General features: G+C 65.4%; 12 protein-coding genes. 6 read left to right on the plus strand and 6 right to left on the minus strand.

What is annotated here, in order from left to right:
* Position 1 precedes the first annotated feature (1 nt).
* Together FQU96_RS05775 and FQU96_RS05780 are read right to left on the minus strand one after the other, a co-directional pair.
* Positions 2-2,020: a fused MFS/spermidine synthase gene (locus FQU96_RS05775; RefSeq protein ID WP_146539848.1), complete on the minus strand. Its 2,019-nt coding sequence runs from the start codon at positions 2,018-2,020 to the stop codon at positions 2-4.
* 17 nt (positions 2,021-2,037) lie between these two features.
* Positions 2,038-3,081 carry an esterase-like activity of phytase family protein gene (locus FQU96_RS05780; protein WP_178130322.1) on the minus strand — a complete coding sequence of 348 codons (1,044 nt, stop codon included), beginning with the start codon at positions 3,079-3,081 and terminating at the stop codon, positions 2,038-2,040.
* Between the two features lie 87 nt (positions 3,082-3,168).
* On the opposite strand from FQU96_RS05780, the gene FQU96_RS05785 reads away from it, so the two are divergent.
* Positions 3,169-3,930, plus strand: coding sequence for a dienelactone hydrolase family protein (locus FQU96_RS05785; protein WP_178130323.1), 762 nt, complete (start codon positions 3,169-3,171; stop codon positions 3,928-3,930).
* A gap of 140 nt (positions 3,931-4,070) precedes the next feature.
* Here the strand turns inward: FQU96_RS05785 and FQU96_RS05790 are convergent, their stop codons facing one another.
* Complete coding sequence (locus tag FQU96_RS05790) at positions 4,071-5,579, minus strand: MFS transporter (protein WP_146539851.1); 1,509 nt, start codon at positions 5,577-5,579, stop codon at positions 4,071-4,073.
* Between the two features lie 232 nt (positions 5,580-5,811).
* On the opposite strand from FQU96_RS05790, the gene FQU96_RS05795 reads away from it, so the two are divergent.
* Entirely contained in the window at positions 5,812-6,360 is a 549-nt protein-coding gene (locus tag FQU96_RS05795) for a TetR/AcrR family transcriptional regulator (RefSeq protein WP_255467862.1), read from the plus strand.
* A 4-nt stretch (positions 6,361-6,364) separates the two neighbouring features.
* Here the strand turns inward: FQU96_RS05795 and FQU96_RS05800 are convergent, their stop codons facing one another.
* From FQU96_RS05800 to FQU96_RS05810, 3 genes are all read right to left on the minus strand, one after another.
* Positions 6,365-7,225 (minus strand): carbon-nitrogen hydrolase family protein, encoded by an 861-nt coding sequence (locus tag FQU96_RS05800; RefSeq protein ID WP_146539853.1) that lies wholly within the window; start codon positions 7,223-7,225, stop codon positions 6,365-6,367.
* Between the two features lie 81 nt (positions 7,226-7,306).
* Positions 7,307-7,567 carry a glutaredoxin 3 gene (grxC, locus tag FQU96_RS05805; RefSeq protein WP_146539854.1) on the minus strand — a complete coding sequence of 87 codons (261 nt, stop codon included), beginning with the start codon at positions 7,565-7,567 and terminating at the stop codon, positions 7,307-7,309.
* Positions 7,568-7,636: 69 nt separating this feature from the next.
* Entirely contained in the window at positions 7,637-8,737 is a 1,101-nt protein-coding gene (locus tag FQU96_RS05810) for an FAD-binding oxidoreductase (RefSeq protein ID WP_146539855.1), read from the minus strand.
* Between the two features lie 239 nt (positions 8,738-8,976).
* On the opposite strand from FQU96_RS05810, the gene FQU96_RS05815 reads away from it, so the two are divergent.
* From FQU96_RS05815 to FQU96_RS05830, 4 genes are all read left to right on the plus strand, one after another.
* Positions 8,977-9,714 carry a phosphoadenylyl-sulfate reductase gene (locus tag FQU96_RS05815; RefSeq protein ID WP_178130324.1) on the plus strand — a complete coding sequence of 246 codons (738 nt, stop codon included), beginning with the start codon at positions 8,977-8,979 and terminating at the stop codon, positions 9,712-9,714.
* Positions 9,684-10,508 carry a sulfate adenylyltransferase subunit CysD gene (cysD, locus tag FQU96_RS05820; RefSeq protein WP_218574605.1) on the plus strand — a complete coding sequence of 275 codons (825 nt, stop codon included), beginning with the start codon at positions 9,684-9,686 and terminating at the stop codon, positions 10,506-10,508. Before FQU96_RS05815 ends, cysD begins: the two co-directional genes overlap by 31 nt.
* Positions 10,508-12,400, plus strand: a complete 1,893-nt coding sequence (gene cysC, locus FQU96_RS05825; RefSeq protein WP_146539858.1) for an adenylyl-sulfate kinase — start codon at positions 10,508-10,510, stop codon at positions 12,398-12,400. Before cysD ends, cysC begins: the two co-directional genes overlap by 1 nt.
* A gap of 111 nt (positions 12,401-12,511) precedes the next feature.
* The gene (locus tag FQU96_RS05830) at positions 12,512-13,519 is read left to right on the plus strand and encodes a sulfate ABC transporter substrate-binding protein (protein ID WP_370461346.1); all 1,008 of its coding nucleotides are present in this window, start codon (positions 12,512-12,514) and stop codon (positions 13,517-13,519) included.
* Positions 13,520-13,610 lie beyond the last annotated feature (91 nt).

A 13,610-nucleotide genomic window follows, 5' to 3' on the forward strand; every position in this document is an offset into this window, starting at 1 on the left:
ATCACTTCAGAACGCGCAGCAGGTCGACGTGGTCGTCGGTCCACGTCCGCCACTCCGGCCGCGTGGCGATGGGCACGACGATGGCCTTCACCAAGGGCCGGTCGAGCAGCACGGCATGGCGCGCCAGCAGCACCCAGTCGCTCTGGATGGCGCCCTCCTCGTCGAGGTCGCGCGCCATCACGATGGCCAGGCCGCGCGCCTGCGCGGCGCGCTCCAGCACCGGCGGCAGATTGAGGAACTTGTTGCTGACGTGGACGGCCAGGACACCGCTGGGCGCCAGGTGCTTGAAATAGAGATCGATGGCTTCCTGTGTGATCAGATGCAGCGGAATGGCATCACCTGAGAAAGCGTCGACAGCGAGCACGTCGTAGTTCTGCGGCGGTTCGCGCTCGAGACTCAGGCGCGCGTCGCCCATCACGACGTCGACTTTGGATGGCGCGTCCGACAGGAACGTGAAGTACTTGTGCGCGACGGCGACGACGCCGGGGTCGATGTCGTAGAAGCGATAGGTATCGCTGGCGCGGACGTGGGCGGCCAGGCCGCCAGTGCCCAGGCCGATCACGCCCACCTTGCGAGGTCCTTCGGGCAGCGACTGGATGAGGCGCCCGATGCCCGACTCGTTGCGGTAGTAGCCGACCGCCCAGCGCCGCTTCTCGGGTGCCATCATCTGGGTGCCGTGGATGATGGTGCCGTGCGTGAGCTGGCGGTAATAGTCGTCAGTGTCTTCCTTGCTGTCCATCACGCGCAACGTGCCGTAGAAGTTGCGCGTGATGGCGACGTCGTAGCGCGTGTTGTCGTAGCGGGCCCAGCCGGCCCAGCCGCCAAAGGCCATGGCTACGCTGCCCAGCGCGCAGCCGCCGATGATCAGGATGGTGTGGCTCAGGGCCATGGCCCGCAGCACGATCAGGGCGCCCGACACCGCCAGCACGATCTCGAGGTCGAAGGCGTTGGGCAGGACCGCTGGAAACAGCAGGCCGACCACACCGCCGCCGATGGCACCGCCGATGGCGATGCAGAGATAAAAGCCGCCCAGTCGCGACGGCGGTGGTCGCAACGACACCAGTTCGCCATGGCAGAACAGCGTCACCAGGAAGAGACCGGTGCAGTAGATCAGCAGGTTCGGCACCAGCTTGTACGTCAGCGAGTGTGTCGTCATGGCGATCGCCATGGCGATGACCGCCAGTACCGCTGCCGCCAGCCACATGGGCCGGAAGTAGGGCAGGTTGCCGTCGAACCAGATCACGAATGTCGCGAGATATAGAACGAGCGGTGGGATCCACAGCAGCGGCATGGGCGCCACGTCGCGCGTCAGGAACTCGGTCACCGCGATCAACAGCGCCGAGGGCACGGCCGCCAGCACGACCCACAGCCAGGGCCGACCATCGTTGTCATCAGCTTGCGGCGCGGCAGTGACCGTCGGTGCAATTGTCGCGGCCGCCGGGCCGGCGTCGCGGCGGTTCTGCCATGCCAGGATGCCGACCAGGATCGCGTAGGCCACGTACGCCGCCGACCAGACCCAGCGCTGGTCGGTCAGGCCCAGCCACGGTTCGATCAGGAACGGATACGCCAGCAATGCCGCCAGCGATGCCAGGTTGGAGAGCGCGAACAGCCGCCACGGCACCTGTCCGCGCCGCGCCAGCCAGGCCTGCAGCAGCGGTCCGCCGGCGGCCAGCAGCACGTAGGGCGGGCCGATGCTGGTGGCCAGCAACGCCAGGATGCGGGGTGCCGGCATCGCATCGCCCGTGGGTTTCCACGACGGATCGGCCGACAGCGGCATGGTGAGCACGCTGGCGGCGAGCAGAACCAGGTGCAGCGTGGCTTGCATCCGCGGTGACAAATGCCGCGTCACGAAAGCGGCATAGCCGTAACCCGCCAGCAGTGCCGCCTGGAAGAAGACCAGCGACGCGGTCCATACCGGCGCGCCGCCACCGAACCAGGGCACGATGATGCGCCCGATCAGCGGCTGCACGAGGAACAGCAAAAAGGCGCCGAGAAACACTGCGATGGCAACCAGAACCATGGACGCGGCCGCTCCCGTCAATCCGCCAAGGCGAAATGCAATAGCATTGTCTGCTGTAGAAAGCTGAAGTTGTCGTCCGACATCAGCCACAGCAAGGTCTCGCCGCCGGGGCCTCGGCGTGCGGCGATGCCCTCGAAATTGTCGCTGGCCCAGGGCGTTTCCAGCCGCGCCAGTTCCTCTGTGAGGACGACAGCATCGGGCACCAAGGTCGACGTCGGCAGCCGCACGATGCGCGTTCGCCAGCCGGCGGGCAGGCTTACCGCGCGCTCAAGCAGGGCGATGTTGCCGTCGGGCAATACCGTTGCCGCCGTCGGGCGGAATCCCTCGACCAGTGGATAGTAGAAGCGGTTCCAGGTGACCGCTTGGCTCCGCAACGTGCCGATCCATCCGATCGTTGTGCCAGGTCTCAGGCTGTAGTCTTCGGCCAGCAAAAAGAGCCTGCCGTCGGGCAGCACGGTCATGGCCTCCAGGCCGGTATTGGCCGGCGCCGCCGGAAGCTGCGCCGGCGCCGGGAAGAGTATGGGCCGACCAGCGAGTCCGCCGCCTGTCGATTCGTCGCCGGCGGGGTATCGCAGCATGCGGTGGCGGCGTTCGAAGCCGACCAGCATGGAGCCGTCGGGAAGCATGGCGAGGCTTTCGGCGTCGCTCCAGATCTTGCCGACAAGCCAGGTATCGTCAGGCCCCTTCAATCGACCGAGATGCGCATCATCCAGGCCCGCCAGATGGCCGTCAGGCGCATAGCGCAACCGGGCCGTCAGCCAGGCACCATCGTCGGACACAGTCCGCAACCGACCGCCGTCTTCGGCAACCCAGAGATCGGACCAGCCGCCGAAGGCCCTGTGAGGGGCGCTGAGCGTCACGCCGCCACGCCAGATCAGTTTGCCGATCCGCGATGCCGCGCGGTTCTCGAGGTTGAATGTGACCGGTTGGACGCGCAGCGCCAGCCCGCCGGACAGGCTGTCGGGCTGACTGCTGCGAAACGGCGTGCAGGCGAACAGGATCGCAAGCGCCAGAAAAGCGCAGAATGCCGGCCCGCGCGTCAACGGTCGGAGAGCATTCATCGGCGCGCAAGCGGGTGACGACGCATCGCCGTCATTGTGCCATGGTAGAGGACAGTCGCCTTGCGTTAAAAAGCCGCCATGACTTGCATGATCAAACGCCGTGATGCGCTGGCCGGTCTTCTGGCTGTGCCGGTGGCAGGCCCTGTCGCGGTGGCCCAGGCGCCCGCCGCAGGCGGGCAGCGTGTGTCGATCACCCTGGCCGGTGGGCGTACGTTTGGCGGGCGGCTGTTCACGCCGAACGCGAAGCCGGCGCCGGGCATACTGGTCGTGCATGATGGCTTCGGTGCGGTGAGCGAGTTCGATCGCATGGCCGATCTCCTGGCGTTCGAGGGCTTCGCCGCCATCGTTGTCGACCTGTTCGACGGCAAGGTGGCGCGCAACGATGAGGAGGCGGCAGCCCTGGCGCGTACGCTCGACGCCAAACTGGCGCGCGATGTGCTGGGGCAATGGTTCGACTGGCTACGCTCGCGGGATTTCTGCAACCAGCGTTTGGCCAGCATCGGGTTCGGCATCGGCGCCAGCCATTCGGTTCCCGTCAGCTCCGGCGCCGGCGTGTCGGCAACCGGCATCTACTACGGTCGCGTTGAAGAGTCGGCCGAGCAGTTGTACAGCGTCGATGGCCCGATCATCGGCCACTTCGCCGAGCGCGACACATGGGCAAGTCCGCTGTCGCGGATCGACCTGGAGGTGCGGCTCAAGCGCCCGGGGCGCGTCGTCCAGTTCCACGTCTACCCAGGCAGTGGGGCGTTCGCCAATCCGTTGTCGCGCAACTACGACCGCGCCGATGCAGCGCTGGCTTGGAACCGCACCGTGGCGATGTTCAAGCCGGCCTGCGGGCTCGCCCCCTAGTCACGCTTCCCTGATACAGCTGTCATCCCGAGCACAGCGAGGGATCTTTCAATGCAGGCGCACCCGTGCGTCACTTTCAGAAGATCCCTCGCTGCGCTCGGGATGACGAATCCTGAGTCACACTCTAGCGATAGTCGGTACTAGCGATGGTCGGTACCAGGGTTGGTCCGGTGGGATTTCACGGCGGCGAGCAGTACTGCTGCCATCACCCCCGGCAAGCCTGCATAAACCATGGCGACATGGAAGCCGCCGGCGAAGGCGGTACTGAACAGAGTGCCGAACGCAGCCGAATCGAGGCTGCCGACGGTCGTCACCTGATGTCGGTTGATGGCTACGACCGCCATGGTCTTGGCGTCGGCAATGCCTGCCGCTTCCAGGCCGGTGGCGAGGAGGGTCATCGCACGGGCACTCATCAGCGTGCCTAGCAATGCGATACCCAAGGTCATGCCTGCTTGCCGCAGGGCGTTCATTGTGGCTGAGGCCATGCCGGACCGCTCGCGCGGTACGGATGCCATCACTGCCGCGCTGGTAGCCGGTACGGCCAGTCCCATCCCGATTCCCAGGACGGCAAACAGCAGCGCGATCAAGGAATACGGCGTGTCCGGCTGGAATTCGCTCATGGCCAGCATCGCGACGCCGATCATTCCGTATCCTGTGATCATCAGCGTACGCACGTCATATCGCGCCGCCAGCCTGCCGAACACGGACGCAACGATGGCCATGGCGACAAACTGTGGCGCCATGCACCAGCCGGTCTCGGTCGCCGACCATCCCTGGGCCTGCTGGAGGAAGAGCGAGAAAAAGAACAGGCTGCTGTAGCCTGAGAAGCCGAGCACGAACGACGCCAGATTGATCACGGCGAAGCGGGCATTGCCGAACAGCTGAAGCGGCAGAAGTGGTCGGCGGGTGCGGCTTTCGATGATCATGAAGACGATGAATGCGGCGAGCGCCACCGTCAGTGCCGCTATCGTGCCGGGCGCGGTCCAGCCCTGTTGGCCGGCCGCGATCAGGCCGTAGGTCAACGCGCCCAGCCACAGCACGCTCAACGCCTGACCGGCAGGGTCGAGGGCGGCATGATCGGGATGTGCCGTTTCCCGGATGCCCCAGACTCCCAGGCCGATCGTGATGGCGCCGATGGGGAGGTTGATCAGAAAGATGCTGGGCCATCCGGCGCTATCGACCAGAATGCCCCCCAGGATGGGGCCGATGATCAGGGAGATGGCACTGAACGATGACCAGCCGCCGATCACGTGGGCCCGTTGCACCGGGTCGGGGAACGCTTGCGTGAGGATCGACAACGACCCGGGGATCAGAAACGCGCCGGCGACGCCCTGAACGGCGCAGCCGGCGATTAACACACCTAAGGTCGGTGCCACGGCGCAAATCGCCGATCCCACCATGAACACGGCGACTCCGATGAGCCACGACAGCTTGCGGCCGTAGCGATCGCCGATCGGGCCGGCCGACAGCATGAACGCCGACAGGCACAACGCATAGGCGCCGACAACCCACTGCAGGCCGGCAATGTCGGTGTGCAGTGCGGTTTGAATGGCCGGCAGCGCGACACTGACGATGCTGACATCGAGCGCGGCAATGAACGTCCCGAGATAGACGGCCGCGACGAGGGCAGGACGGCGAGCATCGGTCATGACGGCTCCAGAACCAGTGACTAGTGCCTGTCCTTAAGATATCGACCGACCGTCGGTCAATATAGTTAACATACTTGAAAACCACAATAAAATCTGGGATATGCGCTCAGGAGAACAGTTTGGCGAGCAAAGGGCCGATGTGAGCAACGTGCAGCGACAGCGCTCAGCTGGACATGCCAGGCCTGCCCGCAAGCCGCGAACCAAGCCTGCCGAGGTCAGACGCGACGATCTGATGGACGCGGCGGCAACATTGTTCATCGCCCGTGGCATCGATGCGACGACCATCGACGACATCGTCGCCGCGGCCGATGTCGCCAAGGGCACTTTCTATCATTACTTCACGGCGAAGGCCGACGTGCTCGTCGCCTTGCGCGATCGCTTTTCGCAGGGGTTCGTGACGCGCGTCGCGGCGGCAGTCGATGCCTGTCCGGCTACGGACGCCGTCGCGCGGTTGCAACGCTGGACGGCCACGGCCGTCGACGCCTACCTGGATGCCTATCAGTTGCACGACGTCGTCTTTCACGACTATCGCCACGATCGTCGGCAGTCGCAGGAGAAGGACGTCGTCATCGAACAGGTGCTGGGAATCCTGACGGTCGGCATCCAAGCCGGAACGTGGTCGATCGAGTCGCCCCGGTCGACGGCCATGGTGATCTTTCACGGCATGCATGGCGTGGTGGATGACGCTATTGCGGCCGGCCATCCTGACCGGGGTCGGATCGTTCAGACGCTGACGGACTTGTTCCTGCGCATGCTGCGCGTCGCGGACCGGACGATTTAAAGTGCTACTCCGCCGCGCGCCGGACCGAACCGACGGTGACCGGTGCTGCATACTGGCGATCGTGCGTCAGCGACGGCACGGCGTTGCGCGCCTCGGCGACCTTGGTCATGTCGATCTCGGCCGTGACGAAGCCTGGTTGCTCGCCGCCGGCATCGGCCAGCACGTCGCCCCAGGGCGCCACGACGAGCGAATGGCCGTAGGTCTTGCGGTTGGCTGCATGCGTGCCGACCTGCGCCGGCGCGAACACGAAGCAGCCGGTTTCGATGGCGCGCGCGCGCATCAGCACATGCCAGTGAGCGCGGCCGGTCGGCACCGTAAAGGACGACGGGATCGAGATCATCTCGGCGCCGGCATGCGCCAGGTCGCGGTAGAGGTAGGGGAAGCGCAGGTCATAGCAGATCGTCATGCCCAGCTTGCCCCACGGGGTTTCGGCAATGACGGTCTTGTCGCCGGGCCGGAAGGTTGACGATTCCCGGTAGGTCTCGCCGCTCGCCAGCTGCACGTCGAACATGTGGATCTTGTCGTAGCTGGTGACGATCGCGCCGCTGGGATCGATCAGGTAGGAGCGGTTGGCGTTGCGCTCGGCCTCGACCTTGACGTGGATGGAGCCCACCAGGAACCAGACGCCGCACGCACGGGCCAGGGCCTGCATCGCCTGCAGGCCTTCGTGGCTCTCTTCCGGCTGTGCCTTGGCCAAGGTATCGGCGCGGTTGGCGCCGATCAAGGTCGAGTTTTCCGGCGTCATGATGAACTGGGCGCCGGCCTCGCATGCGCGCCGCGTCTGCTCCTCGATGAAGCGGATATTGGGCGCCATCTCGTTGGTGGCTGTAACCTGGATCAGGCCGACGGTGAAGCTCGTCGCCATGCGCCGCTCCATCAAACTGTCATCCCGAGCGTAGCGAGGGATCAGAAGGGTGCGAATCTCGCTCTTCCACCCCGTGGGTGTCTACGCGGCCGTCGCCAGCAGCGGGTCGAGCTTGCCCTCGGCGTCGAGCGCGGCGAGGTCGTCGCTGCCGCCGATGTGTTGGCCGTCGATGAAGATCTGCGGCACCGTCGTGCGGTTGGTGCGGGAGCGCATTTCGGCGCGCGCCTGCGGATCCATCATCACGTCGCGTTCGTCGTACGTCGCGCCCTTCTGGTCGAGCAACGCCTTGGCGCGCGCGCAGTAGCCGCAAAAGGGTGTCGTGTAGATCTCGATCTTGGCCACAGTGGGTCTCCGGCCTGTTTCGTCTCGACTATAGGTACGCCGTCCGGGCTTGACCAGAGCGCCTGCGTGTCAATCCCGCGCCTCCAGCCATGCAGTCAGCGTCTGTTCATCGCCGCTCTCGACCGCGTCGGCGACACGCCGGCCGATGGCCGCGCCGAACTTGTAGCCATGGCCCGAACACGCCGACACGATCCAGGTGGCACCGCGCCGGATGCCGAAAAAGCGCTCATCGTGCGTGAAGGTGTAGACGCACTTGCGCTCGCGCTTGATGCTGTAGTCGCCCATGCGCCGGAACAAGGGCGCGAACATATCGCGCAGCCGGGTGCCGGCATCGGCGGCCAGTTCGAACGGCGTGTCGGCGGTCCAGTCGACACGCGTGGCCCCGGCGCCGAACTTCAGGTCGGTGCCCGCGACCGGCGGCAGGATGTAGCCGCCGATATCGCCGCCGATCCCGGGGATCACCGGCGTAAGCTCCCAGGCGGCGCGGAATTCCGCGGGCGGCTCCAGGTACACCACGTAGGTGCGCTTGCTGGCGAGCCGGCCGGTCAGGTCGGGCAGGAGCCCTGTCACCCAGGCGCCGGCAGTCACAACGACGACGTCCGCCGACAATCGCTCGCCGCTGGACAACGTGACCGATGCGGCCGCTGTATCGATGTCGGTGACGACTGTGTGCTCGCGCACGGCGACGCCGTTGTCGCGCAGCCAGCGCACCATGTCGGTGGCGATGCGCAGGCAGAGCAGGGCGCCGCCTTCCTGCGACACGAAGACGTCGTGAAAACCTTCGGGATTGAAATACGGGAACCGTGCCAGCGCTGCCGTTTTTGTCAAAGTCTCGAAGGGATAACCGCCGGTACGCAGGCTGTCGCGGTACTGGTCGGCATTGTCGCCCGGCGCCGTGACGATGCCCATGAAGCCGACGCGAGCGATATGTTCGGCGCCCAGGTCGGCCCATAGCTCGTCCCAGGTGGCGAAAGCCTCGGTCATGCGGACCGTGTAACCGTGCATCGCGATCCGATAGGCGCGCCGGATGATCCGGTGATGATCGCCGGACGCCCCCAGAGGGTTTGGGATCGCATCGCGTTCGAGCAAGGTGACGCGGTGTCCGCGCTTGGCCAAGGCCCAGGCGGTACTCAGTCCGGAGATACCGGCGCCGACGACGATTGCATGCATGACGATCCGAAATCCCTCGACCGCTGCCCTCCTGCGCACCCTAGCGGGCCCGGCAAAAATTCCCAGCCATGGATTGAACCAGGCAACCTATTAAACTATAAATTATTGTGTAATAGATTTATTTCACATTCAATTAAGACAAAAATTGTTGAATAAACAGTCCATAGCTGTTTATTTCGGCCAGATACCGTCGCGACCTAGCGTCGGCACGTTCCAACCCCAGAATGAAGGGGGCGGGCATGGCCCTCGATATCGTTTCCGCCCAGACATGGCCGCCCGGCGCCAATGTGCCGGCGCGCCGGGCTCGACATGCGTCGACCCGCGAATTCCTGCGCGCGGCCATCACGGATACCTACCGCGGGCGCATTGCGCTGGTGTCGTCATTCGGGACCGAGGCGGCTGTCCTGCTGCACCTGGTGGCGGCGATCGACCGGGCGACACCCATCCTCTTCATCGACACCCTGAAATTGTTTCCCGAGACGCTGCGCTATCGCGACCTGCTGACGGCCCGCCTGGGTTTGACGGACGTCAGGACCATCCAGCCCGACGCGGGGCGTATCGCGCAGGCTGATCCCGACGGCGATCTCTGGCGCCGGGACCCCGACTATTGCTGTGCCATCCGCAAGGTCGAGCCGCTGGAACGGGCGTTGTCCGGCTTCGATGCGTGGATCAACGGTCGCAAGCGGTTCCAGGGCGGTGCGCGCGCGACCTTGGCGCCGATCGAACACGCCGATGGCCGCGTCAAGCTCAACCCCTTGGCCGAGTGGAGCGTCGAGGACGTCGACGGCTATTTCGCCACCCACTACCTGCCGCGCCATCTGCTGGAAGCTGACGGCTTCACGTCGATCGGTTGCATGACGTGCTCGGCGCCGACCTTGCCGGGCGAGGATCGCCGCGCCGGACGGTGGCGCGGCCAGGATAAGACGGAGTGCGGCATCCACCTGGGATGGACGCCGCCGCCGCGTGGAGAAGAGTAATGGACGATCTGGATTGGCTCGAAGCGGAGAGCATCTACATTCTGCGCGAGGCCTATGGCCGCATCGATCACATCGCCATGCTGTGGTCGCTGGGCAAAGACTCCAACGTGATGATCTGGCTGGCCAAGAAAGCCTTCCTGGGGCGCGTGCCGTTTCCGGTGATGCATCTCGATACCGGCCTCGAATTCCCAGAGACATACGCCTTCCGCGACCGCTACGTGCGCGAATGGGGGCTGGAACTGATCAACGACGCCTGTCCGCCGATCGAGGAGATCGACCCCAGCCTGCCGCCCAACTCGCGGCTGGCGGCGCGCAAGACGGCGGGCTTGAAGCAGGCGCTGGCGAAGTACGGCTTCAACGGCATCATCGCCGGCATCCGCCGCGACGAGCAGGCGACCCGTGCCAAGGAACGTGTCTTCAGCCCGCGGCGCAATCAGGGCGAATGGGACTTCCGCGACCAGCCGCCGGAATTCTGGGATCTGTACAACGCCGAGTTCCCGCCCGGCACGCATGTGCGCGTCCACCCGCTGCTGCATTGGACCGAGGTCGATATCTGGCGCTACATCCGTCGTGAGAGCATCCCGGTGGTGCCGCTGTATTTCGCGCAAGGCGGCAAGCGCTATCGCTCGCTGGGCGAGATCGGCATCACGTTCCCGATCGACAGCAATGCCGGTGACATCGACGCCATCGTGGCCGAGCTGGAGACCATCCGCACGCCCGAGCGTGCCGGCCGCGCCATGGATCACGATTCGGAGGACGCCTTCGAGCGTCTGCGTGTAGCGGGGTACATGTGATGGGCGCCTATCCCTCGCGCGACGCTGGTACGCGCGCCTTTCCGATCGTCATCGTCGGTCACGTCGATCACGGCAAGTCGACCTTGGTCGGCCGCCTGCTTCACGACACCGATTCGCTGCCCGACGGCAAGCTCGATCAGCTGCGATCGGTATCCGAGAAGCGCGGGCTGGAATTCGAATGGTCGTTCCTGCTCGACGCCCTGCAGGTCGAGCGCGACCAGGGCATTACAGTCGACGTCACCCAGATCTGGTTCCATACCGCGCAGCGGCGCTATGTGATCATCGATGCGCCGGGCCACAAGGAATTCCTCAAGAACATGGTGACCGGCGCCTCGCGCGCCCACGGCGCCGTGCTGGTGGTTGACGCCAAGGTCGGTGTCTCCGAGCAGACGCGTCGTCATGCCTATCTGCTGCATCTCCTGGGCGTGGCGCAGGTCGTGGTGGCGGTCAACAAGATGGACCTGGTGCAGCACGACCAGCAGCGCCTGCTGGAGGTCGAGCGCGAAATCACCGGCTATCTCGGCGAGATCGGCATCCGGCCGCGCGCCGTCATTCCGGTGTCGGCGCGCAACGGCGACAACATCGCCGAGCGCAGCACGGTGATGGGCTGGTATCGCGGCCCGACCATCACGCAGGCGCTCGATGGCTTTGCGCGCCGTCCCTCGCCGATCGATGCACCGCTGCGCCTGCCGGTGCAGGATGTCTACCGCATCGGCGACCGGCGGGCGATCGTGGGCCGGATCGAAAGCGGCCGGGTATCGGTCGGTGATACCGTGCAACTCAGCCCCACGGGGCGCCGCGCCCACGTGGCCAGCATCGAGGACTGGAATCGCAGCCAGCCGCGCGAAACAGCGGGTGCCGGCGAGAGCGTGGCGCTGACGCTCGACGAAGAGATCTTCGCGGTGCGCGGGCATTTGCTGACGGCGCCCGAAGCGCCCCCGGCCGAGTGCCGGGCGGTTGCGGTGCGTGTGTTCTGGTTCGACGAGGAGCCGCTGCGCGCCGGTCGGCGGATGCGGGCCCGCTACGGCACGGCCGACGTTGATGTGACGGTGGCTGCGATCGAAAAGGTGGTCGACGTCGAGACACTGGACTCCGGTCCGGCAACCCATGTCGAACGCAATGGCGTGGCCGAGGTCGTGTTGCGCTCGACCCAGCCGCTCTACCTCGACAAGTTTGCCGACAACCCGCGCGCCGGTCGCGGTGTGTTGATGAACGACTACAAGGTGGTCGGCGGCTTCATCGTCGAGCGGCCGCTGCAGGCCAGCCGCAACATCACGGCCATCCGCACCAGCGTGTCGCGACCCGAGCGCGAAAAGCGCAACGGCCACCGCGGCGCCGTGTTCTGGCTGACGGGCCTGTCGGGCTCGGGCAAGTCGACCATCGCCAATGGCACGTTGCGGCGACTGTTCGACAACGGCTGGCAGGTGCAGCTTCTGGACGGCGATAATCTGCGCGACGGGCTCAATGCCGATCTCGGCTTTGTGCGCGAGGACAGGGCGGAGAATCTGCGGCGCACCGCGCACGTAGCCCGGTTGCTGGCCGAGAGTGGCGTGATCGTTCTGGCGGCGTTGATATCGCCCTATGCGCGCGACCGCGCCGAGGCACGGCGGATCGTGGGTGATGGGTTCTACGAGATCCACGTCCACGCCGATGTCGAGGTCTGCCGCCTGCGTGATCCCAAGGGGCTCTACAGCCTCGCCGCCAGCGGCCAGGTGGCGTCGTTCACCGGCGTTTCGGCGCCCTATGAAATCCCGGTGCAGGCCGATCTGGTGCTCGATACGACGGCCGGTGCGCCGGAGCGCTCCATCGAAGCCCTGGTCGGCTATGTCAATGACCGCTGCGGCTTGGGCGTTGGCGAGCGTCACGGTGGGTGGGGCGCTTATCTCGCCTGAAACGATACCGACATCATTTGGCAATACGCCGCGTTTGCCGCTGGCCCGCTGAACGGGCAGGCTTGCAGTGTGCCGGGGCAATACGATATCGACTCCTGGAGGTAGGTGATGATGCGACGCAGAACGATGCTTGCCTCGGCTGGTGCAGCCCTGACGCTGCCGCGCGTGGCTGCTGCGCAGCAGGCAGTGCGCCTGCTCAACGTGAGCTACGATCCGACGCGCGAGCTCTATCAGGACGTCAATGGCGTCTTTGCCAAGAGCTGGCAGGAAAAGAAGAACGAGACGCTCACCGTCCAGCAATCGCATGGCGGATCAGGGCGTCAGGCGCGCTCGGTGATCGACGGCCTGGAAGCCGACGTGGTCACCTTGGCGCTCGCCTACGATATCGACGCCATCGCCGAGCGCGGACTGATCGCGGCAGACTGGCAGAAGCGGCTGCCCTCCAACAGCGCACCCTACACCTCCACCATCGTGTTCCTGGTCCGTGCCGGAAACCCCAAGAAGATCAAGGATTGGGGTGATCTGGCACGGCCTGACATCAAGGTGATTACGCCCAATCCCAAGACGTCGGGCGGCGCCCGGTGGAACTACCTGGCGGCGTGGGGCTATTCGTTGCGCACCGAAGGTGGCGATGCGGCCAAGGCCGAGAAATTCGTCGGCGAGATCTATGCCAATGCACCGGTGCTGGATACCGGCGCGCGTGGCTCGACGGTGACATTCGTGCAGCGCGGCATCGGCGATGTGCTGCTGGCCTGGGAGAACGAGGCGTTCCTCGCCATCAACGAACTGGGCAAGGACAAGCTCGAGATCGTGGTGCCCAGCATCAGTATCCTGGCCGAGCCGCCGGTGGCCGTGGTCGACAAGGTGGTGGACCGGCGCGGTACCCGTGCCCTGGCGCAAGCCTATCTTGAATTCCTGTATACGCCGGCCGGCCAGGAGATCGCCGCGAAACACTATTACCGACCGCGCGATCAGCAGGTGGCGGCAAAATACGCCAGCAAATTTCCCAAGATCGACCTGTTCACCATCGATCAGCAGTTCGGTGGCTGGCAGACGGCCCAGAAAACGCATTTCGGCGATGGCGGCATCTTCGATCGCCTCTACAAGCCCAAGCGCTGACACGTGTCTTTCGATCATCGTCCGGGTTGAAGCCGTGGTTCGCCGTCCCCCGAGCCACTGCCCGTGAGTTCGTCGGCCCTTCTGGACCGCG

Origin of the sequence: Reyranella sp. CPCC 100927, from assembly GCF_007859315.1 — a bacterium.
GTDB lineage: Bacteria > Pseudomonadota > Alphaproteobacteria > Reyranellales > Reyranellaceae > Vineibacter.